19 protein-coding genes are annotated in these 26894 nt (G+C 71.7%); 14 read left to right on the top strand and 5 right to left on the bottom strand.

Going from position 1 to position 26894, the window contains the following annotated elements:
- The first annotated feature begins 115 nt into the window (after positions 1-115).
- The 3 genes from ACWC09_RS22415 (at position 116) to ACWC09_RS22405 (ending at position 5369) form a co-directional block, all read left to right on the top strand.
- Positions 116-901 (top strand): GntR family transcriptional regulator, encoded by a 786-nt coding sequence (locus ACWC09_RS22415; protein WP_450852335.1) that lies wholly within the window; start codon positions 116-118, stop codon positions 899-901.
- A gap of 128 nt (positions 902-1029) precedes the next feature.
- Positions 1030-2085, top strand: a complete 1056-nt coding sequence (gene galE / locus ACWC09_RS22410; RefSeq protein WP_450852334.1) for a UDP-glucose 4-epimerase GalE — start codon at positions 1030-1032, stop codon at positions 2083-2085.
- A 119-nt stretch (positions 2086-2204) separates the two neighbouring features.
- Positions 2205-5369: an EAL domain-containing protein gene (locus tag ACWC09_RS22405; RefSeq protein WP_450852333.1), complete on the top strand. Its 3165-nt coding sequence runs from the start codon at positions 2205-2207 to the stop codon at positions 5367-5369.
- A 76-nt stretch (positions 5370-5445) separates the two neighbouring features.
- Here ACWC09_RS22405 and ACWC09_RS22400 read toward each other — a convergent pair whose 3' ends face one another.
- The gene (locus ACWC09_RS22400) at positions 5446-7416 is read right to left on the bottom strand and encodes a glycoside hydrolase family 15 protein (protein ID WP_450852332.1); all 1971 of its coding nucleotides are present in this window, start codon (positions 7414-7416) and stop codon (positions 5446-5448) included.
- Positions 7417-7541: 125 nt separating this feature from the next.
- Here ACWC09_RS22400 and ACWC09_RS22395 point away from each other — a divergent pair, with 125 nt between their 5' ends.
- A complete protein-coding gene (locus ACWC09_RS22395) occupies positions 7542-8990 on the top strand; it encodes a polysaccharide biosynthesis protein (RefSeq protein ID WP_450852331.1) in 1449 nt (482 codons plus the stop codon).
- Here the strand turns inward: ACWC09_RS22395 and ACWC09_RS22390 are convergent.
- Positions 8953-9780 carry a hypothetical protein gene (locus ACWC09_RS22390; RefSeq protein ID WP_450852330.1) on the bottom strand — a complete coding sequence of 276 codons (828 nt, stop codon included), beginning with the start codon at positions 9778-9780 and terminating at the stop codon, positions 8953-8955. The genes ACWC09_RS22395 and ACWC09_RS22390 overlap by 38 nt on opposite strands.
- Positions 9781-9866: 86 nt before the next feature.
- On the opposite strand from ACWC09_RS22390, the gene ACWC09_RS22385 reads away from it, so the two are divergent.
- Genes ACWC09_RS22385 through ACWC09_RS22340 form a run of 10 tightly spaced genes read left to right on the top strand, consistent with a single transcriptional unit; the run spans position 9867 to position 21107 of the window.
- A complete protein-coding gene (locus tag ACWC09_RS22385; RefSeq protein WP_450852329.1) occupies positions 9867-11351 on the top strand; it encodes a hypothetical protein in 1485 nt (494 codons plus the stop codon).
- Positions 11351-12346 (top strand): hypothetical protein, encoded by a 996-nt coding sequence (locus ACWC09_RS22380; RefSeq protein ID WP_450852328.1) that lies wholly within the window; start codon positions 11351-11353, stop codon positions 12344-12346. The genes ACWC09_RS22385 and ACWC09_RS22380 overlap by 1 nt, the downstream gene beginning before the upstream one ends.
- Positions 12343-13476 (top strand): glycosyltransferase, encoded by a 1134-nt coding sequence (locus ACWC09_RS22375; RefSeq protein ID WP_450852327.1) that lies wholly within the window; start codon positions 12343-12345, stop codon positions 13474-13476. The genes ACWC09_RS22380 and ACWC09_RS22375 overlap by 4 nt, the downstream gene beginning before the upstream one ends.
- Positions 13477-13491: 15 nt before the next feature.
- Positions 13492-14931 (top strand): RtcB family protein, encoded by a 1440-nt coding sequence (locus ACWC09_RS22370; protein ID WP_450852326.1) that lies wholly within the window; start codon positions 13492-13494, stop codon positions 14929-14931.
- Entirely contained in the window at positions 14928-16148 is a 1221-nt protein-coding gene (locus tag ACWC09_RS22365) for a phosphotransferase family protein (protein ID WP_450852325.1), read from the top strand. The genes ACWC09_RS22370 and ACWC09_RS22365 overlap by 4 nt, the downstream gene beginning before the upstream one ends.
- On the top strand, positions 16145-17458 hold the full coding sequence (locus tag ACWC09_RS22360) for an O-antigen ligase family protein (RefSeq protein WP_450852324.1): 1314 nt from the start codon (positions 16145-16147) through the stop codon (positions 17456-17458). Before ACWC09_RS22365 ends, ACWC09_RS22360 begins: the two co-directional genes overlap by 4 nt.
- Positions 17455-18897 carry a lipopolysaccharide biosynthesis protein gene (locus ACWC09_RS22355; RefSeq protein ID WP_450852323.1) on the top strand — a complete coding sequence of 481 codons (1443 nt, stop codon included), beginning with the start codon at positions 17455-17457 and terminating at the stop codon, positions 18895-18897. Before ACWC09_RS22360 ends, ACWC09_RS22355 begins: the two co-directional genes overlap by 4 nt.
- Positions 18818-19792 carry a methionyl-tRNA formyltransferase gene (locus ACWC09_RS22350; RefSeq protein WP_450852322.1) on the top strand — a complete coding sequence of 325 codons (975 nt, stop codon included), beginning with the start codon at positions 18818-18820 and terminating at the stop codon, positions 19790-19792. The genes ACWC09_RS22355 and ACWC09_RS22350 overlap by 80 nt, the downstream gene beginning before the upstream one ends.
- Entirely contained in the window at positions 19789-20451 is a 663-nt protein-coding gene (locus ACWC09_RS22345; protein WP_450852321.1) for a PIG-L deacetylase family protein, read from the top strand. The genes ACWC09_RS22350 and ACWC09_RS22345 overlap by 4 nt, the downstream gene beginning before the upstream one ends.
- 2 nt (positions 20452-20453) lie before the next feature.
- A complete protein-coding gene (locus ACWC09_RS22340) occupies positions 20454-21107 on the top strand; it encodes a sugar transferase (protein WP_450852320.1) in 654 nt (217 codons plus the stop codon).
- A gap of 65 nt (positions 21108-21172) precedes the next feature.
- Here ACWC09_RS22340 and ACWC09_RS22335 read toward each other — a convergent pair whose 3' ends face one another.
- The 3 genes from ACWC09_RS22335 to ACWC09_RS22325 form a co-directional block, all read right to left on the bottom strand.
- A complete protein-coding gene (locus ACWC09_RS22335) occupies positions 21173-22801 on the bottom strand; it encodes a fibronectin type III domain-containing protein (protein ID WP_450852319.1) in 1629 nt (542 codons plus the stop codon).
- A gap of 292 nt (positions 22802-23093) precedes the next feature.
- Entirely contained in the window at positions 23094-24119 is a 1026-nt protein-coding gene (locus tag ACWC09_RS22330) for an LCP family protein (RefSeq protein ID WP_450852318.1), read from the bottom strand.
- Positions 24119-26818, bottom strand: a complete 2700-nt coding sequence (locus ACWC09_RS22325; RefSeq protein ID WP_450852317.1) for a DegT/DnrJ/EryC1/StrS family aminotransferase — start codon at positions 26816-26818, stop codon at positions 24119-24121. The genes ACWC09_RS22330 and ACWC09_RS22325 overlap by 1 nt, the downstream gene beginning before the upstream one ends.
- Positions 26819-26894: the final 76 nt, after the last annotated feature.

Below are 26894 nucleotides of genomic sequence, written 5' to 3'. Positions count from 1 at the left end.
CGCAGGGGAAGGTGATCACCACGCGCTGGCCCGACCCGGCCGACGCGGGCATCAACCTCGGTTTCCCCAGCCACTCCTGACGCTTCGTCAGTCTCCTTCGGAGGGAGGTCCGTCCATGGCGAAGACCCGTGGCACGACCCGTGCCACGAATGCCCCCACGCTCGACTCCCTGGACTTCGCCCTGGACCGGGGCAGCCCGGTGCCGCTGTACTACCAGCTCGCCCAGCAGCTGGAGGCGGCGATCGAACACGGGGTCCTCGCCCCGGGAAACCTCCTGGGCAACGAGATCGACCTGTCCGTGCGCCTGGGCCTGTCCCGGCCCACCGTCCGCCAGGCCATCCAGTCCCTCGTCGACAAGGGGCTGCTGGTCCGGCGGCGCGGGGTGGGCACGCAGGTGGTGCACAGCCAGGTCAAGCGTCCGCTGGAGCTGAGCAGTCTCTACGACGACCTGGAGGCGGCCGGGCAGGGGCCGACGACGCAGGTGGTGCGGAACGAGCGCGTCCCGGCGTCCGCCGACGTCGCGGCCGCCCTCGGCATCGCGGAGGGCAGCGAGGTCACGCTCCTGGAACGGCTGCGCAGCACCCACGGCCAGCCCGTGGCCGTCCTGTGCAACTACCTGCCGGCGGGCCTGCTCGAGCTGGACACCGGGCGACTGGAGTCGACCGGCCTGTACCGGATGATGCGCGCCGCGGGCATCACCCTGCACAGCGCCCACCAGACCATCGGCGCCCGCTCGGCGACCGGCGAGGAGGCGGCACGCCTGGAGGAGAAGGAGGGCGCCGCACTGCTGACGATGCAGCGCACGGCGTACGACGACACGGGGCGGCCGGTCGAGTACGGGACGCATATCTACCGGGCGTCGCGGTATGCGTTCGACTTTCAGTTGCTGGTCAGGGCATGACCGCGCGGGCTGCGCAGGAATCCGGGTCCGGAGTGCCGGCACCCTGCCTGCTTGACTGACCGGAACCAGGGGCCCATAGTCGTACACATACGTCGTAAACGTACGATGTTCGTGAGGGGCCCGGGCCCATGAGCGCTCCGTCCACAGTCCTGGTCACCGGTGGAGCAGGCTTCATCGGCAGCCACGCGTGTGTCGAACTGCTCGACCACGGCTACGAGGTGATCGTGGTCGACAACTACTCCAACAGCTCACCGCAGGCCTTCGCCCGTGTGGAACGCATCGCCGGCCGTTTCGTCGGCGCCGTCTACGAGCTGGACATCCGTGACTGCCAGGCCCTGTCGGCCGTCTTCGAACGGCACACGGTGGACGCGGTCATGCACTTCGCGGCGACCAAGTCCGTGCATCGATCGATGCGCCTGCCCGTCGAGTACTACGACGTCAACGTCGGCGGCACGACGTCCCTGCTGCGGACCATGCACCAGCACGGAGTGCACCAGCTGGTGTTCTCCTCGTCCTGCTCCGTGTACGGCGAGGCCGGCCGCGGACGGCTCGACGAGTCCACACCCGCCCGGCCCATCAGTCCCTATGCCGCCTCCAAGTGGATCTGCGAGCAGATCCTCGCCGACGTCTGCCGCCGCCGTCCCGAGTACACCGTGCTGTGCCTGCGGTACTGCAACCCGGCAGGCGCCCACCCCAGCGGACTGCTGGGCGAGGACCCGCAGGACGCACCCGACAACCTGATGCCGAATCTCGCGCAGGTGGCCGTCGGCCTGCAGGAACGGCTCTCCGTGTACGGCGGCGACTACCCCACCGCCGACGGAACCGCGATCCGCGACTACGTCCACGTCCTGGATGCCGTCGAGGCGCACCGCATCGCGCTCGACCGCCTCGCCGACACCTCGGGCATGCACGTGTACAACATCGGTCTCGGCCACGGCAGTTCCGTCCTGGACGTCGTCGCCGCGTTCTCCAAGGCCTGTGGCAGACAGATTCCGTACGAGATCGTGCCGCGCCGCCCCGGCGACGTGCCCGAACTCGTCACCGACGCCACCGCCGTGAAGCGCGCCTGGGGCTGGCGCCCCCTGCGGGACCTCGACGACATGTGCCGGGACGCCTGGCGGTTTCAGCGGCACAATCCCCACGGCTACGCGGGCTCACCCCGGCGGCCCAGGACGAAGCGCTGACCGGTCCGCCGACCGGAGCCGAGGTGCAGCCGGACGCCTCCCGTGCCTACCATCGACGCAGAGGGCCCAGGTCGACGCATTTTTCGCGGCCCGGCCTCCTCCGACCCGGGGAGGGCGTTTTGCGACTGCACCTGGCCCACCGGTTGATGGCTGTCTACATCGCGCTGGCCGCAGTCGTGTCCTGTCTCTACCTGACCATTCCGAGCCTGCGCACGCCGATGTGGGCCGTCATCGGTCTGGCGGGCTCCGCGGCCATTCTCACCGGTGTCCACGTCAACCGGCCGACGCACCGATGGCCCTGGCTGATGCTCGCAGTCGGATTGCTGGCCGTCTCGGCGGGCGACACCTTGGACAACGTTCAGGAGCAGTACTTCCGGGCCGCCCCTTCGTTCCCCTCGCCGGTGGACGCGTGTCACCTCGCCGCATATCCCCTCCTCGCGGCGGGGCTGTTCGGCCTCGTCCGGTACCGCTGGGCGAACCGGGACCTGCCCAGCCTGCTGGACGCCATGATCATCACCGCCGGGCTCGCGCTTCCGGTCTGGATCTATCTGGTGCAGCCGCTCGCCACGCTGGAGGGCCTGACCTGGGAGGAGCACGCGATCAGGCTCGCCTATCCCTTGGGCGACATCCTGGTGCTGGCGATGCTGGTCCGGCTGCTCGCCCCCGGTCGCGTCTCCGGCCCCGAACGCTCCGTACAGCTGCTCATCCTGGGCACGGTCACGCTGCTCGCCTTCGACATCGCCTACGGGACCCTTCAGCTCGACGGGACATGGCAGGCCGGCTGGCTGCTGCACTCCGGCTGGGCGGTCTTCTTCACGGCCTGGGGGCTGGCCGGGCTGCATCCCTCCATGAAGGAGTTGACCGATCCGGCGCCCCAGCCGCAGCCCACCCTCCTGCCCTGGCACCTGTTCCCGCTGCTCGCCGCGGCCACACTGATCATGCCTGCGGTCCTGCTCTTCGAGGAACGGGTGGGCAGAGTCAAGGACGCGACGACACTGGCGGCCTTCTCCGGCCTGCTGTTCGTGCTCGTGATCCTCCGTCTCGCGGGCATGATCGCGGCCCATCGCAAGTCCATGGCGCGGGAACAGACACTGCGCACGGCGACCGTCTCGCTCGTCTCGGCGACACGAGCCCAGGAGATCGAACAGGCCTGTGCCACGGCGGTCACGGCGTTGTTCGGACCGAAGGTCCGGCACATGACCGTGCTGCTGTCGGAACAGCAGGCCCAGCAGCTCTACGCGCTGCTGGCGCCCCTCGGCAGGAGCAGCGCGGACACGCGTGGCGGTCCGCGGAGCGAGCCGGTCGCCGCCGCGCTCCCGGCGACCCTCATCGTCACCGCCCCCGAACTGGGGCCGGACATCGCCGACCGACTCGGCGACCTTCCGGCCGCCCTGGTGTGCCCCATGGTCCAGCCCGACCGCCCGGCCGACGGGGAACTCCCGGGGGTGCTGGTGGCAGCCGGACCGGAGCGGCAGCTCACCGAGATGCGCGGCACGCTGGAGATCCTTGCCTCGTACGCGGGGCTGGCGGCGGAACGTGTGAAGCTCCGGCAGGAGATCATCCAGAAGGAGAGCGAGGCCTACTTCCGCACCCTGGTGCACAACGCCTCGGACGTGATCCTCATCCTCAACGACGACACGACCGTGCGTTACGCCAGTCCGTCGGCGGAAGCCGTCTTCGGCAGCGCCGCGCTGGCGGGTCAGCCCCTGCAGGATCTGGTGGATCCCTCGGATCGCGACCGGGCGCACCAGACGCTTGAGGCCCTGCGCAGCGACAAGCAGCAGCAGGCACCCGAGTACTGGTGGGTGCCGAAGGGCAACGGTCGTATCGAGGTGGAGGTGCGGTGCCGTGACCTGCGGCAGGACAGGACCGTCGGCGGACTGGTCATCACGCTCCGGGACGTGACCGAACAGCGTCAGCTCGAGCACGAACTCACCCAAAGGGCCTTCCACGACTCACTGACCGGTCTGCCCAACCGAACGCTGCTGCTGGAGCGCACCGAGCGCGCGCTGCTGCGCGGCCGCCGCGAGTCGAGTCTCACCTGTCTACTCTTCATCGATCTGGACGACTTCAAGATCGTCAACGACACGTTGGGCCACGCGGTCGGCGACCAGCTGCTCACCTCGGTGGGAGAGCGTCTGTCCAAGACGCTGCGGCGCACCGACACCGCGGCCCGTCTGGGCGGTGACGAGTTCGCTGTGCTGATGGAGGGCGCGAAACAGCCCCTCGACGCCGAACTTCTGGCCGCACAGGTGATCCAGTCCCTCAACCGGCCCTTCCAGCTGACCGAGGATTCGGTGAACATCTCCGCCAGCGTGGGCGTGGCCACAGCGTGGGACAGCGCGGACCCCGAAGAGCTGCTGGCCCTCGCCGATCTGGCCCTGTACGCGGCCAAGAGCGCGGGGAAGCGCCAGTGGCGCCGCTTCCAGCCGGAACTGCGCGACAGCATGGCGGAGCGCCACGACCTGCGGGTGCGCCTGGACCGGGCGATCGCCGAGGAGGAGTTCACCCTGCTCTACCAACCGGTGGTGGACATCACCGTGGGCGAGGTCGTCGGCTTCGAGGCACTGGCCCGCTGGCCGCACACCCGACAGGGTGTGGTCCCACCGCTGCAGTTCATCGCGCTCGCCGAGGAGACCGGGCAGATCACGCCGTTGGGCGCCTGGGTGCTGCGGAACGCCGCGGCGGACATCGCCCGGCTGCAGCAACGGACCCCGTGGCGCGCACCACCGTACGTCAGCGTCAACGTGTCCACCCGCCAATGGCGGGACACGGGCTTCCTGAACGACGTGCGCAGGGCCCTCGACACCTCCGGTCTCCACCCGGACTCGCTGCAGCTGGAGCTGACCGAGTCGATGTTCATGCGGCGGGACGACCACATCGACGCGCTCCTTCGGACGCTGAAGGGCCTCGGGATACGGATCGCGGTCGACGACTTCGGCACCGGCTTCTCCTCGCTGCGCTATCTGCGGGAGTTCCCCATCGATGTACTCAAGATCGACAAGACGTTCATCGACGACATCCCGGAGGACCCCCGGCAGGTCGCACTCGTCGAGGGAATCGTCCATCTGGCCGACACGCTCGGCCTGAACGTGATCGCCGAGGGTATCGAGGAGCAGCCACAGCGCGAACTGCTCACCGCCATCGGCTGCCAGTTCGGGCAGGGATACCTGTTCGCGCCTCCGATGAACCTGGACGAGAGCGAGATCATCCTCCGCCCGCACGACGACGGCCTGCCGCCTTCAGGCCCACCGGATCCCGGCCGGGAGCAGCGCCGAGCGTGATCCCGGTGGCGCCGGTGCACTTCGTGCCCGAGACCACGAACGCGGACCTCGCGGAGGGGGAAGATGCCCGCGCCGCTCACCGGTCGGCTCGGGGTGGCCCGGACAGGTGCCGAGGCGGCGTCGCCGGGGTGCGGCGGCCCCGGGGTGGGGTCGCCGACAGGGCGAACGCCGTTTCCGCCAGGGCGATGTGGCTGAACGCCTGTGGGGCGTTGCCGAGTTGGCGTCCGGCGTCCGGGTCCCACTGCTCGGAGAGCAGTCCGACGTCGTTGCGGACGGCGAGGACGCGCTCGAAGGCCTCACGGGCCTGCCCGGTCCGACCGGTCGCGGCGAGGGCGTCGGCATACCAGAGGGTGCACGCCACGAACGCGCCCTCGCGGCCGTGCATGCCGTCCACGCCGTGCGTGCCGGCACCGCCCGGTGCGTACCGGTGCAGGAAGCCGGCGTCGTCCAGTCCCCCCATCGCCTGTACGGTGCCGCGCACCCTGGGATCCCTGGCGGGCAGGAAGCCGAGCCGGGGGATGAGCAGGGCCGAGGCGTCGAGGTCCGTGGAGCCGTAGGACTGCACGAAGGACTGCTGCCGGGCGTCCCAGCCCTCGCGGCAGACCTGCCGGTGCACCTCCTGCCGCATGGCCCGCCATTCGGAGGAGAAGCCGTTGCGGCCGAGCAGCTCCCCCATGCGCAGGGCGCGGTCGGCAGCCACCCAGGTCATGACCTTGGAGTGGACGAACTGCCGGCGCCGTCCCCGCACCTGCCACAATCCCCGGTCGGGCTCGCGCCAGTGCCGCTGCAGGAAGCCCATCAGCGCCTGGACCAGGTCCCACACATGAGCCGGCAGGGGGATGCCCGCCCGCAGGGACAGGTACAGGGTGTCCAGTATCTCGCCGTACACGTCCAGCTGAAACTGACCGACGGCGGAACTGCCGAACCGCACCGGCCGCGACCCCTCGTAGCCGGGCAGCCAGTCGGCCTCGGTCTCCGGCAGCAACCGCTGGCCGCCCAGGCCGTAGACGGTCTGCAGATCGGCGGGATCGGCGGCAACGGCCCGCATCAGCCAGTCCAGCCAGGCCGTCGCCTCCTCGATGTAGCCGCTGCGCAGCAGGCACGACAGGGCGAGCGTGGAATCGCGGAGCCAGCAGTACCGGTGGTCCCAGTTGCGTTCCCCGCCGATGCAGCCGGGCAGCGAGGTGGTCGGGGCGGCGACGATGCCGCCGGTGGGCGCGTAGGTGAGCGCCTTCAGGGTGATCAGCGAGCGCACCACGGCCTCCCGCCACGGCCCCTGGTAGCGGCACCGGGCGGCCCAGCGCCGCCAGAAGTCGGTGGTCTCCTTCAGCAGCGTTTCAGCGGGGACACCCAGCGGATCGGGCGGCTGGAGGTGGTGCGAGGGCGTCCAGGCCAGGGTGAGGGCGAGTCGTCGGCCGGCGGTGACGGTGAAGTCCATGACGGTGGACTGGTCCCTGCCGAGGGCCTCGACAGGCCCGTCGGCCCCCAGCCACACCGCGTCCGGCCCGGCGACGGCGACGGTGCAGCCGTCGGTGACCCGGATCCAGGGCAGCACTCGGCCCTGGTGGAAGCGCAGCCGCAGTTCGCTGCGCATCGGCACACAACCCGCCAGGCCCTCCACCACCCTTACGACGTAGGGAAGTTGGGCGCGCAGTGGCATGAAGTCCGTGACCCGCACGGCACCCGTCGAGGTCTCCCACGTGGTGTCCAGGACCAGCGTGTCCGGCCGGTAGGCGCGGCGCGTGCAGGTGCCGGGGGCGGCGACCGGCGCCACCCGCCAGAAACCGTTGTCCTCGGCGCCGAGCAGCGCGGCCAGGCAGGCCGGGGAGTCGAAACGGGGCAGGCACAGCCAGTCGATGGACCCGTTCCTGCCGACCATGGCGGCGGTCTCGAGGTCGCTGATGAGGGCGTAGTCCTCGATGGGTGCGTTCATGATCACCGTCCCTGCCACTCCTCGACGCCGACGGCGGCGGCAGCTCCGCCGTCGGCGTCTCCCGTGGGGTGCCCGCTTGAGCCAAAACCGTATATTTACGACGTATACATACATCATTAACCTCACGACCGTCCCGGGTCAACCACCTCCCCACTTGACGGCGCGAGGCAAATGGGGCAAAAGTGTACGTATACGTCGTAAGCATACGGCGAACACGCTGCATCCCCGAGGAGTACGCGATGACGGCATGGGTGACCACCGGACTGCGCACGCTGATCGTCGGTGCCGGCGAGGCCGGCCGGGCGCTGGCCCGGGATCTGCTGCGGACCTCGCAGTTCGGGCTGCTGCCGGTCGGCTTCCTGGACGACGACCCGGCCAAGTGCCGCTTCGAGGAGGTGGAGGTGCTGGGCGGACTCGACGACACTGCCGCGGTCGTCCTGAAGCACGGCATCGAAGTGGTCGTCGTCGCGATCCCCGAGCTGCCCCCTCAGCGCTTCCGCGCCGTCGCAAGGGCGGCCGAGGCCAACGGCACGAGCGTGCGCTACCTTCCGTCGTTCGTCGCGGCGCTGCGCCGGGACGTCGTCGGCGGCGACATGCGCGCACTGGACGTGCACCGGCTGACCGGCCGCTCCGAGATACGCGTGGTCAGTCCGCTGACCGGCGCCATCATCGCGGGCAAGCGGGTTCTGGTGACCGGCGCCGGCGGTTCCATCGGCAGTGAGCTGTGCCGCCAGGTGCGCGGCTTCGAGCCGAGCAGACTGTTCCTGCTCGACCACGACGAATCCCATCTGCACCGGCTCGGCCTCGAGCTGTACGGCCGGGCACTGCACGACGACGACATCGTCATCTCGGACATCCGCGACCGGGTCCGCATCGACCAGATCTTCGCCGACCTCCGGCCGGACGTGGTCTTCCACGCGGCCGCGCACAAACACCTGCCGCTGCTGGAACGCCATCCGTGCGAGGGCGTGAAGTCGAATGTGCTGGGCACGGAGAACCTCGTACGGGCCGCGCTGGCCAACCACGCCGAACGCTTCGTACTGATCTCCACCGACAAGGCCGCCGACCCGGTCTCGGTGCTGGGCGCCACCAAGCGGCTCGCCGAACTCATCGTGCAGGCGGGCGCGGGCGCTTCGACGGTGCTGACCGCGGTGCGCTTCGGAAACGTGCTGGGCAGCCGCGGTTCACTGCTGTCGGTGCTGGCCGAACAGCTGGGCTCGGGCCGACCGGTGACGGTCACCCACCCCGACATGACCCGGTTCTTCATGACGGTGGAGGAGGCCGTCGGACTGGTCCTGGAAGCGGCCCGGATGGCGTCCGGCGGCGAGGTGTTCGTCCTGGACATGGGCGAGGAGGTACGCATCCTCGACCTGGTCCGCGCGTTCGCCCGGGCGATGAACGTGCCGGAGCCCGAGATCCGCTTCACCGGCCTGCAGGCCGGGGAGAAGTTGCGCGAGACGCTGTTCTCCGCGCACGAGGCCCACGCCCGGACCGGTCATCCACGGATCCTCGCCGCCACCCCCTCGTCCCGGCCGGCCGTCGCCGCCGCGCTGCGTCCGCTCGACGAGCTGTACGAGGCGGCGGACCGCAACGACCGGGCGGAGACCCGCCGCCTCCTGGCCACCATGCTGCCCGGCTTTCCCGCCCGGCTCACGGAAGCGGAAACCGCTCATGCGGTGCGTCGTTGAGCCGCCGCAGCACGCGGAGCAGCTCCGGGTGGTCGGCCAGGCTGCCGCCCTTGTACTGCCACGAGAACGTCAGCTGCCCCTGCCAGTCGGAGCGTTGCCACTGCGCGATCATCCCGGTCAGCTCGGCTGCGGTGGGCCAGCGCCACTGCTCGAAGGAGAACGCCTGGAGCATGCCCATGTAGCGGGTGACTCCCGCCTGGCGCAGCCGCTCCAGGGCCCGCGGGATCTTCGTCCAGTCGCACGGCTTGGCCACCAGACAGGGATACACGTCGACGCTCATCACGTCCGTAGTGCCCCGGAACGCCGCGAACTGGTTGGGATCGTCCACGTTCACCAGCGTGAAACGGTCGGTGTCCGGGTCGAGGGAGCGTACGAGCGCCGACCGCTCCCGCACCTCGGCCGCGGCCCCAGGACAGTTGAGGTTGGTGTTGGGCTCGTCCGCCACGAAGTATCCGGCGATCCGGTCGGAACGGGCCACGTCGTATCGGGCGAACTGTCGTCTGACCTCCGCGTCGCTCCAGTTCCAGACGCACCGCGCCTTGTCGTACCCGCCGAGCCACACGAGGGCACGCTGATCTGTGGTGATCTTCGAGACGCCCTCCGGCGAGACGTCGACCAGCGAGTAGCCGTAGCGCACCGTGACCGGATCCGTGGTGTTGAGCATCACCGAGCGGAACGGCGACCCGGAGTTCCCTTTCCCGCAGGAGAGCGTCGCCACCATCAGCAGACCGGCCGACAGGATCGCCCGGCGTCTGCGCCGCCGTCCGCGCCAGGCGTCGGAATCGGCCATCGACATGTCTCCTTCGGGCGCCACACAGAACGCCAATTCGCTCAATTCCGATAAATGACCATCTGCGATCTTAGTGAGGACTGACGATGGAATTCAACGAAGCTCTGCGCCGCGTAATCGGCGGTCACTGGCGGCTGCTCGTCCTGTGCGTCGTCCTGCCGATGCTCGTCGTGGGCGCCCTCGAAGCCCGCAGCGCTCGCACGTACGTCTCCAAGGCGCGCGTCCAGGCGTCCGCCACGCTGCCCACGACGGACGTCCAGGCCAACGCCATGCTGAGCCGTGTGAAGGCCGTCGCCACCAGTGGCTCGGTCGCCGGCGCGGCTCTGAAGCAGGCGCACATCACCGACCGCACCACGGCCCAGGTGGCCCGCGAGACCTCGGTCTCCCGGCTGGGCGGTTCCGCGGTCTTCACCGTCAAGGTCACCGACCGCGATCCGAGGAAGGCGGAGAAGCTCGCGAGCGCGCTGTCGGAGCAGCTTGTGAGCTTCTTCAACGGCTCCGGGAACCTGCTGGTCACCCAGCTGACCGACCGTGAACACTCGCTGCAGGCCGAGCGGGTGCGGGTGGCCTCGCAGCTGCCGGACGCAAAGAACGCGTCGGACTCCGGGCGGCTCACCGCCCAACTCGGCTCCCTCGACCAGCAGATCCTCGACATCCAGGCCTCGCTGCGCGCGGCGCAGGCCGCCGGACTGGGCGACCGCACCGGCTCGCTGCTGTCCCCGGCCAGTGACGCGGTGCCGGCACCCCGGCTGTCCCCCACCAGTCTGGCCCTGACCGGTGTGGTCGGGCTGCTGGCCGGACTGCTGCTGGTGACGATGCTCGAGGTGGCCCGGCCGCGCGTGGCGGGCCAGGACGCCTTCGGCCGGGAGCTCGAAGCTCCGGTACTGGGCCGGCTTCCCGGCTCCGATCGCCGCACCCGCAGGTCCGGAGCCGGCGCGCGGCCCGCGGTCGACGACGAGACCCTCGTCGCTCTGCGCCGGGCCGCCGCCCACCACGGGGCAGGGACGCTGGTGCTGACCGGCCCGGTCGGCGACGAGCGCCTGGCCGGCCTCGCGCAGGAACTGGAGACACGGCTCACGGCGGCCAGGGGCTCCCTCGCCGGCACGGGGCTCCGTTCCGACCGCGCGGACGGTCCGCGCACCGCGCGACCGAAGGCGGAGGGGAATGACGGGCACGAGCGACCGGACGGCCTCGGGAACCTCACCCGGGAGCGGGCAACCACGGCGGGCCGTGGCTCCCGCGGGGCCACGGCGGTCCAGGCGCGCCGGGAGGCCGACGAGGGCACGGCCGTCGCGGAGAGCCGCGTCACCCGTGTCGCGGCGGCGAACCGTTTCGCCAAGCCCACCGTCCGGGTGCGTGCACTGCACCAGGTGGACGACGTCACCGACGGCGCCCGGCACGCCCTGGTCGCGGTGGAGCCCGATCTTCCGCAATACACCGAACTGCGCCGGGTGCGGAACCTGGCGGCCACGACCGGCTGGCCGGTCATCGGCGTCCTGGGCGACCCCGACCACCGCCGGCCGCGGCGTCGCGGACGCTCCGCCGACGACGCCCGATCGGAGCGTGGCTGATGCACGCCGTACTGATCCAGGCAGGCCAACGACTCCAGGTCGACTGCGCCCAGGCCTCCCTGTCCCGGCTGCTGGCCGAGGGCGGCGCCCGGGCCTGGCGGCGCACCGACGGACGCCCCGCCGACGTGCACGTCGCGGTGCAGCCGCAGCGCGCCCCCTTCGACATCCGCGGCTGGGCGCCGCTCACCCGCGGCGCCTACGCCCGGGACGGAGCGGTGGTGCTGTGCAACGCCTGCGGCAGCGGGTTCGACCTGCGGCTGACCGTCGCCCCCGAGCAGCTGCGGGTGGAGGCCCGCTGGCGCCCGCCGGTACGGGAACACGTCGCCGCACGCCTGCTGCGCTCCCGTTTCCATCTGCTGGCCCGGGCGGTGCTGCTGCAGTACCCGGCGCTGTGGTGGGCCGGCTGCCGGGGACAGGTGCCGGTGCACGCCTCCGCGGTGACCGTCGGGCCGTCCGTGCCGCTGCTGGCCGGGCCGGGCGGGACGGGCCGCTCGACGCTGCTGCTGGGCGCCGTGGCGTCCGGTGAACACACCTGTTCCGACAATCTGGGCGTCACCGACGGCCGGGACGTCCACGGTCTCGTCGAGCCGATGCGCATCGAGGGCGGCGGCGGCCGGCACATGGCCCACGGACGCAGCGAGCTCCCCCTGCCCGGGCGGGTCGACACGCTGCGCCCGGACCGGCTCGTGGTACTGCGCAGAAGCCCCTCCGGCCGTCCGGCGACCCATCCCCTCGACCCCGGGCAGGCCGCCCGGACCCTGGTCGCCGGCACGTACATGGCCGGGGAGCTGCGCCGCTACTGGCCCTTCGCGGCCACCCTCGCGCTGGGCACCGGCCTGGGACCGGCTCACCCGCCGGTCGAAGAGGTGGCCCAGGACATCGCCCGTCGGCTCCCCGCCCACGAGATCGTGCTCGGAGACCGGCCGGCGGAAGGCCTCGCCGCGCTGTACCGACTCGCCGCCGAGGCTCCCGAGAAGGCGGAGGCACGGTCATGACCAGACTGCACGTGGCCACCGTGATCACCCGGTTCGAGGCCGGCGCCGGCATCGTCGCCCTGCGCGGGGCGCAGGCCCTGGACCCGGCGGCGTTCCGCACGACGATCATCACCGGCAGCGGCGACCGGCTGCTCGACCTCGCCGCCGAGGCCGGCATCGAGGTGATCGTCGAGCCGGCACTGCGCTCCCCGATCGCACCCGGCGACGACCTGCGCGCACTGCACCGGCTGACCCGTCTGTTCGCGCGGCGTGGCTTCGACGTCGTCCATACGCACAGCGCCAAGGCGGGAACGCTGGGCCGGCTGGCGGCGCACCGGACCGGGGTGCCGCGGATCGTCCACACGTTCCACGGACTGCCCTACCACGAGTTCCAGTCCGCCGCACGGCGCGCCGCCTACGTCGGCATCGAGCGGCGGGTGGGGCGCTTCACCGATGTCGCGCTGTGCGTGGGCACGGCCGTGGCGGTCGAGGTGGTGCGCCGCGGCCTGGTGTCCGCGGAGCGGGTCCACACCATCGGCATTCCGGTGGAGCTCGACGCCCCGGCCAGGACGCCGGCCACCCGTGCGCGGGCCCGTGAGGCGCTCGGTCTCACCCGCCCGGGTCCGGTGGTCGGGGCCGTCGGGCGGCTCGCCTACCAGAAGAACCCCGAGACCTTCGTCCGTGCGCTGGCCGCACTGAACCGGCCCGGCCTCACCGGAGTGTGGGTCGGAGGGGGCGAACTTGCCGACCGGGTGAGGGAGTTGGCCATCCGGGAGCGAGCACCGGTCGTGCTCGCCGGGGAGCGCTCCGACATCCCGGACCTGCTGCCGGCCTTCGACGTGTTCGCACTGCCGAGCCGGTACGAGGGACTCCCGGTCGCCATCGTCGAGGCGATGGTGAGCGGCGCCCCCGTCGTGGCCACCGCCGTCAACGCCGTACCGGACGTCGTGGTGCCGGGCCGTACGGGGCTGCTGGTGCCCCCGCAGCGGCCCGACCTGCTCGCCCTGGCGATCGGTCATCTGCTGGACCACCCCCGAGAGGCGGCCCGGCTGGCCGCCGACGCCCGGGCACGGATCGGCGACGCGTTCAGCAGCAAGGCGCTGGGCGAAGAGCTGGCCGCGGCCTATGCCCCACTCAACGAGCTGCTCTGAACCCGAGGAGTCCCCGTGCATGTCGACATCATCAGCAACCCGGTCAACGGCACCCGAGCCGACCTCACCGTGTTCGACAGTGCCGAGGCACCGGCCGATCCGGCGCTGCTCGCCCGGGTCCGCCGGGGCACCGAGACGGCGGATCTGGCCGCGCCGCCGGTAGTGCTGCCGGACTTCTGCCACAAAGGCAAGTCGGAGATGCCGTCGAGCATCGCGGTGGCCACCCGGGGAGCGATCCGGCCGGCCCTCACCGACGCCGCGCTCAACTGCGGCATGGCGCTCGCCGTCCTGGACGTGCCCCGGCCCTCCACGGCCGCCGTCGAGGAGTTCTACAGGCGGGTGAAGCAGCGGTACCCCGATCCGCCGCGCTGGAAGTTCGAACTGTCCCGCTCCGAGGTACTGCGGGCCGCCGTCGAGGGCGCGCCGTTCGCGGCCGAGCGGTTCGGCATCGACGCGGCGGACATCGAACGGATCGAGGAGTTCGGACGGCTCCCGGTCGAGGAGTACGGCGGCGCCGGCCGCGCCCGCCGCGAGCTGCCGTGGATCTGCGTGCAGCTGGCCCGGCTGCGCTTCGGCAGCATCGGCCCCAGCACGCACTTCCTGGAACTCCAGGAGGTCGAGGAGGTCCTGGAACCGGAGATCGCCGACCGGCTGGGCGTGCACCAGGGGCAGGTGACCCTGCAGTTCCACAACGGCGGTGGTGTGCTGACCGGCCAGATCGGTGAGCTGTACGCCCGCCGGAAGTCGGCCTCCCGCATGCTGCGCACCGAGATGGCCGTGCAGAAGCCGCTGTCGCACCTGCTCAGGCGGGGCAGCCTGGCCGAGGCCCGGCAGCGCTACGGGGCGTACTTCCAACACGGCTGCCCCTCGGTGCCGATCGAGGGCGACGAGGGCCGGCGCATCCTGCTCGCCCAGCGGCTGTCCATGAACTACGGCTTCGCCTACCGCCTCGCCACGTACGCCGCCCTGCGGAGCTTCGCCCGCGTCGCCTTCGGGGCCGGCCTGCGACTCGTGGTGGACTCCCCGCACAACTCCGTCTACGAGGAACTCGTCGACGGCGAAACGGCGTTCGTGCACCGGCACAACGCGGCCCGGGCCTGGACGCCCGAGCTGATGGCAGGTCACCCCGCCTTCGCGCACACCGGCCAGCCGCTGCTGGTGCCCGGCACCAACCGCACCTCGTCGTTCCTGTGCGTCCCGGCCCCCCAGGCCGGCCGCAGCCTCTACACGGCGTGCCACGGAACCGGCAGCATCATCAGCGAGTTCGAGCGCAGCGGCCGCAGCGGACAGGACCCCCGCCACCGGCACACCCTGCGCTTCACCTACGACCGTGCCACACCGCGCAACGTGCCCCAGCTGGACGACGCCGGGGTCGACGCGGCGGTCTCCATCCTGTCCGGAAACGGCCTGGTCCGGCCGGTCGCCCGGCTCCGGCCCTTCGCGGTGCTGTCATGACTGCCACGGCACCGCCCCGGGACCGGATGTGGAGCGAACTGCTGCCCCCCGGGCGGCGGTACCTGCCCCTGCCCTCGAAGCGGCACCCCATCGTGGTCGCGGAGGACCGGGCGCCCGTGCTCTCCTACGTGCGCGAGTCGCTGCTGGCGATGCCACCGTCGCTCCCGGCGTGGCTCTATTCGGCCGCCCGGGCGGCGCTGGCCGTTCCCGCGGTGCGGCGCTGTGTGCCGCGGCTGACGGTTCCCACACCGGCCGGTACCGGCGGCAGCGACATCGCCGGCCTGCTGGGGTCCAGCCATCTCGTGCTGCTGGACCACAGTCACGATCCGGACGCCTCCTTGATTCTGCTGCTCTTTCCGCCGGACTCGGCGCTGCCCGAGCTGGCGGTGAAGGTCCCGACCGGCCCCGGTGGCGTGCCGAGCGTCCTCCGCGAGGCCGAGCAGTTGCGGGCCGTGGCGGCGCTGCCGCTGGGCGGGGCCCGCCCGGCCGTACCCGAACTGGTGGGCCTGCTGCGGCACGGGAGCCTGCCGGCGCTGGCGACCACCGCTCTGCCCGGGGTGCCCATGCTGGTCGCCTACCACCGACCGGGACACCACGCACGACCGGCGCTCGTGCGCGCGGACTTCACGGCGGCGGCGCACTGGCTGGCCACACTCCAGTCGAACACCGCCGGTGAGACCGCCCCGCTCGACGTCGCGCCGGGCGCCGCCGGAATCCCCGAGCGCGCCGGTGAGGAACTGCGTGCGCTGCGCCGCCGGTTGCGGCGGTACACGGCGCCCCTGACCGCCGTGCACGGGGACTACTGGCCCGGGAACATCCTGATGCGCGACGGCCGGGTCTCCGGCGTCGTCGACTGGGAGCACGCCCGCACCGCCGGCAGCCCGCTCTCCGATCCCGCACGATTCGTCGTGGCCTACTGCGAGTACCTCGACCGGCGTACCCGGCCCGGGCACCGGGTCCCCGGCCATCCGGGACTGGTCGCCGGACAGCCGGGCGCGGCCCTGGCCTACGCGCTGGACGGCACGGGTTGGTATCCCAGCCTGGTCCGCGACTTCCTGGCCGGCACGCTGCGACGACTCGGTCTGCCCCCGGCATGCGCGCGGGACGCCGTGCTGGCGGAGCTGGCGGCGGTGGCGGCCGAGGCGACGGATCCGGAGTTCGCCCAGGCGCAGGTCCGGGCGTTCATCCGGCTGACCTCGCAAAGGGAGAAGTCATGACCACCGTGACCGCGACCGGGCTCACGCCCGGACGCTCCAAGACCACCGCCCGGTACGAGACTCTCACCCGCACCACGGCGTTCGTCGCCTGTGCCGCGCTGGTCTTCCAGCCGATCCTGCGCCCTGCGGGCCCCGGCAACAGCTCGCCGGTGGACGCACTCACCGTGGCCACTGTGCTGATGAGCCTGCTGTGGGCGGCGACCTGCGGCCGACGGCTCGGCGCCCCGTACAGCCTGGCGGCCGCCCTGATGCTGCTGAGCGGAGGTCTCGCGGGCCTGTCCGGGCCGTTGCCGGGCTCCTCGCTGATGAACCTGAGCAAGGAGATACTGCTCCTGGCGTGGTGCGTCGCGCTGTACAACCTCGCCCGCCGTCCGGGCGTCCTGCGCCTGTTCACCGCTTCGTTCGCCTACGCGGCCGTGGTCTGGGCGTCCGTCCTGGTGGCCGGCACACTCGGCCACATCGCCGCGATCGAGGGGATCTCCCCGACCGAGGGCGACCGGAAGCTCTTCACCCTGGGCGATCCCAACTACGCCGCCACGTACTGGGTGGTGTCGATCCTCATGGTGTACGCCGCTCAGCGCCCGCGCAGGCGCCTGCTGCGCTGGTACGGATACGTCATGCTGGTCTGGGCGCTGCTGCTCAGCCAGTCGAACGGCGGCGTCCTCATGCTGGTCGTCAGCCTGCTCTTCGTCGCCGCGTACACGGCCTGGCGCAAGGGCGGCGTGGTCGCCGCGGCCTCCGTGGTGCTGGTCGTCGCTCTCGGGGTCGGGGGTGCCCTGACCATGGCGCCCCTCGCCCATCTTCAGGACCGGGCCCAGCTGTCGCAGCAGACGGAACTGGTGAACACGGTGGGCCGCAGCGGGGCGAGCTCCGAACAGCGCGGCACGCTGGTGCAGGAGGGCCTCCAGCTGTACCAGCAGCGGTGGCTGACCGGTTCGGGACCCGGCACGACGAAGCAGCTCCTGACGGACCAGGATTTCGCGTACGCCAAGGAGGCCCACGACGACTACCTCGCGGCCCTCATCGAGCGCGGCCCGCTCGGTGTGATCGCCCTGCTGACCCTGATGGTGACCGCGGCCTGGCAGTCCACCCGGGCGCTGCGCGCACCACCCGGCACAGGCTTCGCCGCCCAGGTCCCCCGACCGGCCGGACTGGTCGCGGCACTGGTGGGCCTGGCCGTGGCGGGCGCGTACTACGAGGTGCTGCACTTCCGGTTCCTGTGGGTGCTGCTGGCGATGGTGGCCGTCCTGGCCTCACCTCCTGACGCGGACGGCCCGGACGGAGCCGACGCACAGGGAGAGACGACATGACCGCAACCGGTGGCCACAACCACGAGACCGGCCGGCAGGCGCCCCAGCTGGGACGCCGCAGCATGGCCGGGAACCTGGCGGCTCAGGGCACCGCGGTGTGCGTGGTCTTCGTCGCCAGTCTGCTCGTCGCCCGGCTGTCGGGAGCCGAGGTGCTCGGCGAATACGCGCTGCTGCGGGTGATGCCCTGGCTGACCGGGGTCGTGGTCAGCTGCGGGCTGCCGCTGGCCAGTGCGTACTTCCTGGCGGGGGAACGGCGGGACGATCCACGGCTGCGGCCCACGTTGGTGCTGCTCGCCGCGGCCGGATCGGCCGCCGGTGCGCTGCTGTGGCTGGCCGCGCTGCCACTGCTCGACCGGCTCTTCACCACCGTGCCACTGTGGCAACTGGCCCTGGTGGGGGTCACCGTGGTCACCCAGCTGCTCACCGTGTGGGGCAAGGCCTGCTGTCAGGGCCAGGCCGACATGCGGGGCGCCAACCTGGTCATCGTCGCGGAGGAGTTCCTCTTCCTGCCCGCCTACGGCGGGGCCTTGATCGTCGGTCTGCAGGGCGCCGACGCGGTGATCGCCGGGCTGCTCGGCGGCGGTGCGGCCGCCACGGTCACCTCGCTGGGCAGGCTGGTGCGCACCGGGTTCGGACGCGGCTGGGGCCGGCCGTCGGCACCGCTCGCCGCCGAGGTGCTGCGCTATGGGGCCCGGGGCCAGCTGGGCAATGTGCTGATGCTGGTCAACCTCCGGCTGGACTTCCTCATCGTGGACGCGCTGTCCGGCCCCGCCGTGCTCGGTGTGTACGCCGTCGCGTCCAAGTTCGCCGAGCTGATGCGGCTGCCCGCCGTCGCGATGCACTACGTGCTCTACCCCCGCTTCTCCCGGGACGGTGCCCGGCTCGCCGGCGAGGAGATGCGCCGCCTCCTGCCGAAAGCCACCGCGCTGACCGCCGCGCTGGTTCCACCGCTGGTCGGCGCGTCCGTGATCGCGCTGCCCCTGCTGTACGGCCCGGCGTTCCAAGGCGCCGTCGTCCCCTCCTGCATCCTCCTGGTGGGGCTGGCCGTCGAAGGGGCGGCGGCCGTCTCCACCGCCTATCTGTTCGGCGTCGGCCGGCCCGGGATGAACTCCTGGGGCATGGGGGCCGGCGTCGCCGTGACCGTCGTTCTGGACGTGCTGCTGATCCCCCGGTACGGGGTGGTCGGAGCGGCCGTTGCGTCCAGCTTCGCGTACCTGGTCACCACCACGGTGTTGGTGATCCTGACCCATGTCGTGGCCACACGAGGCACCCGATCCCGAAGGAGCCACCATGCGCATCGCATCCGCTCACTCCTCCTCCGCCGTTCGCCGACCCGGCCGCGTCGTCTTCATCGGCGCCGTGCACGAGGCCCAGGCGGCGCTGACAGCCCTGCTTCAGTCACCACTGGTCAGCGTCGCGGCCGTGATCACGCCGCCTGACGAGAACCGGCAACGGCTGTCGGGAGCCGCCGACCTCCCCGGTGCAGCCCGGGCGGCCAGGGTCCCGCTGCTGCGCGAGACCGACCTCAACACGCCCGAGGCGGTGGCGCGGATCCGCGCTCTGGACCCGGACCTGATGGTCGTCGTCGGCTGGACCCGACTGCTCGGCCCCGACCTGCTGTCCGTGCCGCGGCACGGTTGCATCGGCTTCCATGCCTCCCTGCTGCCGCGCCACCGGGGCCGCGCCCCCGTGAACTGGGCGATCCTGCGCGGCGAGACCGTCACCGGCAACACGATGATGATGCTCGACCCGGGGGTGGACACCGGTGACATCGTCGATCAGCGCACGGTGCGCATCGGGCCGGAGGACACCTGCGCCACGGTGTACGACCGAGTGGCGCGAGCGGGTGCGGGGATGCTGCTCGCGCAGCTTCCGGCCCTGCTCACCGGCACCGCGCCACGCCGCCCACAGGATCCCGCCGAGGGTGACGTGCTGCCCCGCCGCACACCCGGCATGGGCGTCATCGACTGGGACCGCCCGGCGCAAGCGGTGCACGACTGGGTGCGGGCGCTGACCACGCCGTACCCGGGCGCCTTCGGAGCGCTGGAGGGTGAGCGGGTGATGGTCTGGCGAACCCACCCGCCGTGCGGGGACGAGCCCGGCGGGCCACCGGGTTCGGTAATCGCCGTGGAACCGGACGGCGTACGGGTCGCCACGCGCACCAACAGTGTCCTGGTCACCGAGATGAGCCGGCCCACCGAGCAGCCGCAGCCCGCGGGGTACTGGGCGCGACAGGCCGGTGTGCGGCCGGGTGCACGGTTCGAGGCGGTGGCTCCCGAGGTGGCCCGCTGGGTACTGGGCAAGGGCCCCCGACCCGAGGGGGTGGCGCGATGAGCACGGTGCTCGTCCTGGCCGCACATCCCGACGACGAACTGCTCGGCGCGGGCGCCACCCTCGCCCGGCACGTCCGGGACGGCGACGCGGTCCACGCCGTCGTCCTCACCGAAGGGGCGTCGAGCCGGTACCGGGAAGGGCTGGCCGAGGATCTCGCCAAATCGGCGCAGCGGGCGGCGCAGGTTCTGGGGCTGGCCTCGCTGGAGCTCTGGTCCCTGCCCGACCAGCGCCTGGACGCACTGCCCCTGATCGACGTGGTCCAACAGGTGGAGACCAAGGTGGACGCGCTGCGCCCGGACCTGGTCTACACACACTTCCCCGGCGACGTGAACACCGATCACGGGGTCGTGGCCCGCGCCGCCTGGACCGCCTGCCGCCCGTATGTGCTGCCCGGACTGCGCCGGTTCGCCGTGTTCGAGACGCCGTCGTCCACGGAGTGGGCATGGTCGGCCGACAGCCCCTTCACGCCGTCGCTCTACGTCGACGTCACGCGCACGCTCGACGTCAAGCTCGAGGCGATGAGCTGCTACGAGACCGAGCTGCGCGACCCTCCGCACCCGCGCTCGCTGCAGGCGCTGCGGGAGCGCGCCGGCTACTGGGGCAGCCGGGTCGGGCGCCCCGCCGTGGAGCCGTTCCAGGTACTGCGGGAGGTGTGCTGATCATGGTGGTCGAGCGGATCCAGCCGGACACGGCCGTGTCGGAGGTGCGCGGGGACACCCGGATGCGCCGCGCGGTGGACATCGGGGTGGCGCTGGTGCTGCTGCCCCTCCTGCTGGTGCCGATGGCGCTGGTCGCCGTCCTGGTGCGGGGTACCAGCCGCGGCCCTGCCGTGTACCGGCAGTGGCGCGTGGGACGCGGACTGCGGCCCTTCACCATTCTCAAGTTCCGTTCGATGGCGGTCGGCGCCGACCGGGCGGGGCCCGCGGTGAGCGGCGCGGCGGACCCCCGTGTCACCCGCGTCGGACGATGGTTGCGCCGTACCCGGCTCGACGAACTCCCCCAGTTGGTCAACCTGTTGCGCGGCGACATGACACTGATCGGTCCGCGCCCGGAGGTCGAACGGTTCCTGCCGGACTACACCCCGAAGGAGCTGCGGCTGCTGGACGTCCGGCCCGGCATCATCGGCCCCGGCGCGCTGTACGTGGCGGAGCGGGGAGACGAGCTCGACGACACCGCATGTGCCGAGGAGCGCTATGTGGCGCTGCAGTTGCATGCCAAGCTCGCCCTGGACCTCGCTTACCTGAGCGACCGGCGGCCGGCCACGGACCTGCGGCTGGTGGCGCAGGCCCTGCGCATCAGCTGGCTTCGTCCCTAGCCGGCCGCGCCGCGCGACGACCGTCCGGCCCGCGCATCGGCGCGGGCCGGAGGCGGCCGACCGTGTCAGGCCGCGCGGAAGGTTGCCCCGACGGCATACCAGTCGGTCGTCGTGGCGAGGCCGAATCGCGCGTTCTGAGGGCCGGGCGCGCTGGAGAGGATTCCCTCGACGGTGGAGGACCTGCTGCCGTTGTACACCTCCAGATCGAAGGGAACCCCCTGGCTGCTGCCCGGGGTGACGGTCAGCGGTTGACCACCAGTGATCATCGCGCCGACGACCAGTTCACCGCCCGGGACCGATGCGGTCGGTCCGGAGTCCGCGAAGGTGCCGTTCCCGCGGCCGACCGCCGTCTGGTCGAGGGCGTTCGATGTGGCGACTCCGGAATACTCGGCGACAGCGCTCGGCAGGTACGTCGGACCGGAGGCGCTCGTGGTGATGGTCAGAGAGGGTGCGGCCCGTGTGTTCTGCACGTAGTACAGCGCGATGTCCCCGCCGCCGTTGTTGAAGTGCTCGGACGCGGGTGCCCGGGTCCAGGCCCCGTTGACGTTGTCCGAGACCTGAACCTGCCCGGAAGCGTCGTACTGAGCGAACCACCCGACCAGGAGATGGCCGGCGCTCACCGGGGACGGGAGGGTGAGGGTGGTCGATGTCGTCCTCGTCCCCGGCGAGTCGGCGGCTCCCTGGACGAACGCGGGCGCGGCAATCGGGGTCGTCACCTGGATCGCAGGGGACTGGGCGGAGTGGTTGCCCGCGCCGTCGAACGCATCGACGGAGTAGCTGTAGGTCGCCCCACCGACGACGGTCATGTCGGTGTACGAGGTCGTGTTGGGTCCGGGAGTCGCGATCGGACTGCCGTTCCGGTACACGGTGTAGCCGGTCACGGCCACGTCGTCCGTCGAGGGGGACCAGGCGAGGCTGACACTCGTCGCCGCCACACTGGTGGCGTGCAGGTTGGTCGGGACGGTGGGGGCCTGTGACTCCGATGAGGCCGGACGGAAGGTCGCGACCACGGCATACCAGTCGGCCACGTTCGCAAGCGTGGCTCTGCCGTTCTGCGGACCCGCCACCGCCGAGGTGATGTCCTCCGCGAAGGCCGAGCCCGAACTCGTCCGCGCACGGGCCGTGTAGGCGACGCCGCGGCTCGACCCAGGGGTGACATTGCCCGGGGTTCTGCCGGTCACCAGTGCGGAGAAGACCAGTTCTCCGGCCGGTACGTCAGCGGTCGGCCCGGTGTCCACGGCCGTGCCGACACCACGGTTCGACACGATCGCGTCCAGCGGTCCGGCGATCGCGACACCGGAGTACTCGGAGAGCGAACCCTGGAAATAGGCAGGGGCGCTCGCGGACACGGTGACGGTGAGCCCGCTCGGGGCCGACTTCGCGTTCTGAACGTAGTAGAGGGCGATGTCACCGGTGTCGTTCTGGAAGGCGGTCGACCCGGGCGCCCGAGTCCATGCGCCGTTGACGTTGTCCGAGACGCGCACCGTCCCCGAGGCGTTGTACTCGGCGAACCATCCGACGAGGAGGTCCCCCGACCCCACCGCCCCGGGCAGTGGGGTCGAGAGGGAAGGCACCCGGCTCGAGGTGGAGAACGCCTTGCCCTGTACGAAGGCCGGCGCGGCCGCATGAGCCGCGGTCGGGAGCGCGATGAGCCCGACCACGGCGAGGGCTCCGGTGACGGCGCACCGGAGCACGGATCTGAAAACGGAATATCGCAGTCGTCGGCGTCGTCGCACGGTTGGTCTCACGTCCTCTGGGCGGGCAGCGCATACAGCGCGGTGCATGGTGGTTCGGAGCCCGCCCGGACCGGCCCGCGGCCATGTCCATGTGCGCGTTTCGTGCCGGGTCGGCTCGTCCCGGCCCAGCCTGGTGGACGTGGCGCCGACCGGCCACTGATGTTCCGTCAGGCGGGTGAACCCGGCAGATCCGCCTGCAGTTGAGGACGACGACGGAGGTGCGTTGGCCGTCGGGTCGACGTCCGACCGGTTACGAGGATCCCGTCTCGACCGCGTGCCACTGTGCCCGAAGCTTCGTCCGGTCGAGGATCAGGGCGTACTGACCGCGGATCATCTCCGAATGGACGATGGGTGCGGTGGTGAAGCGGGCGTCCGACGCGTTCAGGTGGCGCAGTCCGACCACCAGGTCGCGCAGATCGCCGTTGGACATCCGGTCGTCCACGCTCACCGTGCGAGTGATCGCGTCGAGCATCCGGGCGGTGCCGAGCGGGTTGGTGAGGCTGACCTCGCCGCGCATCTGGCCGGCCAGGCTGCGCAGGAACTGCTGCTGGTGCTTGATCCGGTCCAGCTCGCCACCGGGCACGCCATGGCGCTGCCGGACGTAGTCCAGTGCCTCCTCGCCGTGCATGATGTGCGTGCCGGCTGTGAAGTGCACTTGCAGCACGGGGTCGTAGGAGTCCACGGGGACGGTGATGGGCACGCCCCCGACCGCGTCGGTGAGGGCCTTGAAGCCGTGCCAGTCGATGACGCCGAAGTGGTCGACGCGGGTCCCGGTGAGCCGCTCCACCGTCTGGATCATGAGGGGCGGACCGCCCCAGGAGAACGCCGCGTTCACCTTCGCCGAGCCGTGGCCCGGGATCGGTACCCAGCCGTCCCTCGGTATGGACATCACGTGGACGGTGTGTCTGTCGGCGCTGAAGTGCACCAGCATCATGGTGTCGCTGCGCTGGGCGCCGTACCTCCACAGGCGCGTCGTGGCGTCGCTGCCGGTGGTAGGCCGCTTGGACCGGCTGTCGACTCCGGCCAGCAGGAAGGTCGTACCGCCGTCGTGCGCGGCGGGCTTGGGCGGGCGCGGGCCGGTGGGAAAGGCGTCGGGGATGCGGGTGACCTGGTCTCCGTAGTGGTTGGTGCCCCACCACACGGCGCCGGCTCCCACGCCGACCAGGGCGAGTACGGCGGTGAGGCCGAGCAGCAGGAGCGTGCGCAGAAGCCGGTGGCGGCGTTTCGGGGCCTGCGGCCTCGGCGCCCACTGCGGCCACGGTGAGTGAGCGGACATCAGAAGTCGTCCGGGTACGGATCGGCGAGCGCGGTGTGCGCCCGGCGGGTCGGCTCGACCGCGGGGAATCCCGGGAGGAGCCCGGCCAGGATGCGGCGTACGTCGTCGCCGTCGTTGCGCTCCGCCGCCGTATAGAGGGCGGGGAGGTGTTGCGCCAGCGGCCTGCTCCGGCCGGTGGGGGTCGCGGCGAGGATACGCGGATGGGAGGTGGGGGTGTGTCGTTCCTGCGCCGCGAACAGCGTCTCGTTGAGCTTCTCGCCCGGTCGCAGCCCGGTGTAGCGGATGTCGATGTCGGATGCGTGCACGGAGCGGGCGAACTTGCGGACCAGGTCCACGATCCGCACCGGACCGGTCATGTCCAGGACGAACACCTCGCCGCCGCTGGCCATGCGGGCCGTCTCCAGGACCAGGCCGACGGCCTCCTCGACGGTCATGAAGAACCGTGTCGCGTCCGGGTGGGTGACCGTCACCGGGGAGCCCGCATCGAGCTGCTGGGCCACGACCGACAGCAGCGAGCCGCGGCTGCCCAGCACGTTGGCGAAGCGGACGGCCGCGAACACGGTGCCGGGCGGGGCGTCCTGCTGGCTGTTGCGCACGACGAGTTCGGCCAGCCGCTTGGTCGCGCCGAGCACCGACACCGGGTCGGCCGCCTTGTCGGTGGAGATCAGGACGAAGCGTGAGGTTCCGGTGGCCGCGGCGGCACGGACCAGGTTCTCGGTGCCGCGGACGTTCGTCTTCACGCCTTCGCACGGGTGCAGTTCGAGCAGCGGGAGGTGTTTGTGGGCGGCCGCGTGGAAGACCACCTCGGGGCGCAGCTCGCGGAAGACCTGGTCGATGCGGCGGCGGTCCCGGATGTCGGAGATCACCACGTCGTCGGCGTGCAGGGCGTCGCCGTTCAGTTCCAGTTGCAGCCGGTGCAGGTTCGACTCGTCGTGGTCGAGCAGGAAGAGCCGGCTCGGGCCGAAGGCGCGCAGCTGGTGGCAGAGTTCGCTGCCGATCGAACCGCCGGCGCCGGTCACCAGGACCCGCCTCCCGGCGATCACCGACCGCGCCTCGGGACCGACCACGTGCATTTCGGCGCGGCCGATCAACTCGGGCACGTCCAGGGAGCGCATGTCGCTGCCCACCACGTCACGCTGGAGCGCCGCCACGAACGAGGGCAGGTACCGCACGCTCGCCCCGGCGGTCTCGGCGGCCCGGGCGACCCGGCTGAAGCGGTCCGCGGCCAGGCCGGGGATGGCGACGACGACCGCCTGGATGCGGTGCGCGAGCACTGCCGCACGGGTGTCGTCCAGGCCGCCGAGGACGGGCAGTTCCCCGACAGTGGCGGCGCGGCGTTTCGCCGTGTCGTCGTCCAGGAATCCGACCGGGTCGAGCCCGAACTGCGGGGTGCGCACCAGGTCCCGTGCGAGTTCCCGTCCGGCCTCCCCGGCCCCGATCACCAGGGTGCGCAGGCCTGCGGGCCGACGCGTCACGGTCCGTGCGGCCAGCCGCTCGCAGACCCGGTCGACCTGCCGCTCGGTGAGCGCCGGGTACAGGGGCAGCGACAGCAGCTGCGGGAAGAGCTCGTCGGCGCCCGGGAGACCGCCCGGCGGGATGATCGCCGTGTCCCGGAAGTGCGGCATGTGGTGCAGGGGGATGAAGTGCACGGAGGTTCCGATGCCCTGCTCGGCCAGCCTACGGATCAGTTCGTCACGGCCGGTTCCGTACTCCTCCGTCACGCGCACGACGTAGAGGTGACGGGCGTGTCGCCCCGGAGTGGTGGCGTCGAGCGGCTCGAGTCCGGGGACGTTCTCCAGGGCTGTGTCGTATCGCTCGGCGAGCGCGTGCCGCCGCTCCTGCCAGGCGTCGAAGTGGTGGAGCTGGGCCCGGCCGATGGCCGCCTGGAGGTCCGTCATGTTGGCCTTCAGTCCCGCCTCCTCGACGGTGTACCGCCAGCTGCCGCCCGGCAGATGGCGTCGCCAGGCGTCGGCGGACATGCCGTGCAGGCGCGTACGGCGGATACGGTCGGCGAGTTCCGGGTCGTCGGTGGTGACCATGCCGCCCTCGCCGATGGGCAGGTTCTTGGTGGCGTAGAAGCTGAAGCAGGCCGCCGCCGACAGGCCGCCCACGGGCCGGTCGCCCACCGAGGTGCCCAGGGCGTGTGCGGCATCCTCGACGACGTGCGTGAGGGGGAGCCCGGCGGCCTCGGCCAGCTCGGCGACCGGGGCCGGAGCTCCGGCGTAGTGCAGGACCATCATCGCCCGGGGCCCGCACGCCCGGGCCGCTCGCGCGACGCCGGCCGGCGTCACCATCGCGGTGCGCGGATCCACGTCGACCAGTACGGGCCGCAGCCCCGCGTGCAGCACGGCCTGGGCAGCCCCGCAGAAGGTCACGGCCGGGACCAGGACCGCCGCGCCGGCGGGCAACTCCAGGGCGCGCAGCGCCAGTTCGAGGGCGGCCGTGCAGGAGCTCACCGCGACGGCGTGGGCGGCACCGACGTATGATGCAAACTCACGTTCGAAGGCCACCGTCTCCGGGCCGGTGGTCACCCAGCCCGAGGCGAGCACCCGCTGGGCCGCGCGCCGCGCCTGCGGACTGATCCAGGTGACGGCGAAGGGTACGTCCCGCTCTTCCGGCGACGCCGGGGCGGCGCCGTCCGTTGCGGCCCAGAAGTGCTCGGCCCTCGCCTGCTTGACCTGCAGCCTGTGAACTGTCATGTCGCGCTCCCCACTGCTGACTCTCCCGGGGAACGGCCGGTGCGGCCCCCAAAGGGACAGTGATTACGTGACGCTG

The organism is Streptomyces sp. NPDC001617 (assembly GCF_053596855.1).
The sequence above is the reverse complement of the archived record's forward strand: the minus strand, read 5'-3'. Positions and strand labels throughout refer to the sequence as shown.

Excerpts from the sequence above, each read along its gene's own strand:
- ACWC09_RS22325 (WP_450852317.1), bottom strand. The coding sequence starts at position 26,818 with ATGACAGTTCACAGGCTGCAGGTCAAGCAGGCGAGGGCCGAGCACTTC.
- ACWC09_RS22390 (WP_450852330.1), bottom strand. The coding sequence starts at position 9,780 with ATGGCCGATTCCGACGCCTGGCGCGGACGGCGGCGCAGACGCCGGGCG.
- ACWC09_RS22415 (WP_450852335.1), top strand. The coding sequence starts at position 116 with ATGGCGAAGACCCGTGGCACGACCCGTGCCACGAATGCCCCCACGCTC.
- ACWC09_RS22360 (WP_450852324.1), top strand. The coding sequence starts at position 16,145 with ATGACCACCGTGACCGCGACCGGGCTCACGCCCGGACGCTCCAAGACC.
- ACWC09_RS22395 (WP_450852331.1), top strand. The coding sequence starts at position 7,542 with ATGACGGCATGGGTGACCACCGGACTGCGCACGCTGATCGTCGGTGCC.
- ACWC09_RS22340 (WP_450852320.1), top strand. The coding sequence starts at position 20,454 with ATGGTGGTCGAGCGGATCCAGCCGGACACGGCCGTGTCGGAGGTGCGC.
- ACWC09_RS22385 (WP_450852329.1), top strand. The coding sequence starts at position 9,867 with ATGGAATTCAACGAAGCTCTGCGCCGCGTAATCGGCGGTCACTGGCGG.
- ACWC09_RS22355 (WP_450852323.1), top strand. The coding sequence starts at position 17,455 with ATGACCGCAACCGGTGGCCACAACCACGAGACCGGCCGGCAGGCGCCC.
- ACWC09_RS22365 (WP_450852325.1), top strand. The coding sequence starts at position 14,928 with ATGACTGCCACGGCACCGCCCCGGGACCGGATGTGGAGCGAACTGCTG.
- ACWC09_RS22375 (WP_450852327.1), top strand. The coding sequence starts at position 12,343 with ATGACCAGACTGCACGTGGCCACCGTGATCACCCGGTTCGAGGCCGGC.
- ACWC09_RS22330 (WP_450852318.1), bottom strand. The coding sequence starts at position 24,119 with ATGTCCGCTCACTCACCGTGGCCGCAGTGGGCGCCGAGGCCGCAGGCC.
- ACWC09_RS22345 (WP_450852321.1), top strand. The coding sequence starts at position 19,789 with ATGAGCACGGTGCTCGTCCTGGCCGCACATCCCGACGACGAACTGCTC.
- ACWC09_RS22380 (WP_450852328.1), top strand. The coding sequence starts at position 11,351 with ATGCACGCCGTACTGATCCAGGCAGGCCAACGACTCCAGGTCGACTGC.
- ACWC09_RS22400 (WP_450852332.1), bottom strand. The coding sequence starts at position 7,416 with ATGTATGTATACGTCGTAAATATACGGTTTTGGCTCAAGCGGGCACCC.
- galE (WP_450852334.1), top strand. The coding sequence starts at position 1,030 with ATGAGCGCTCCGTCCACAGTCCTGGTCACCGGTGGAGCAGGCTTCATC.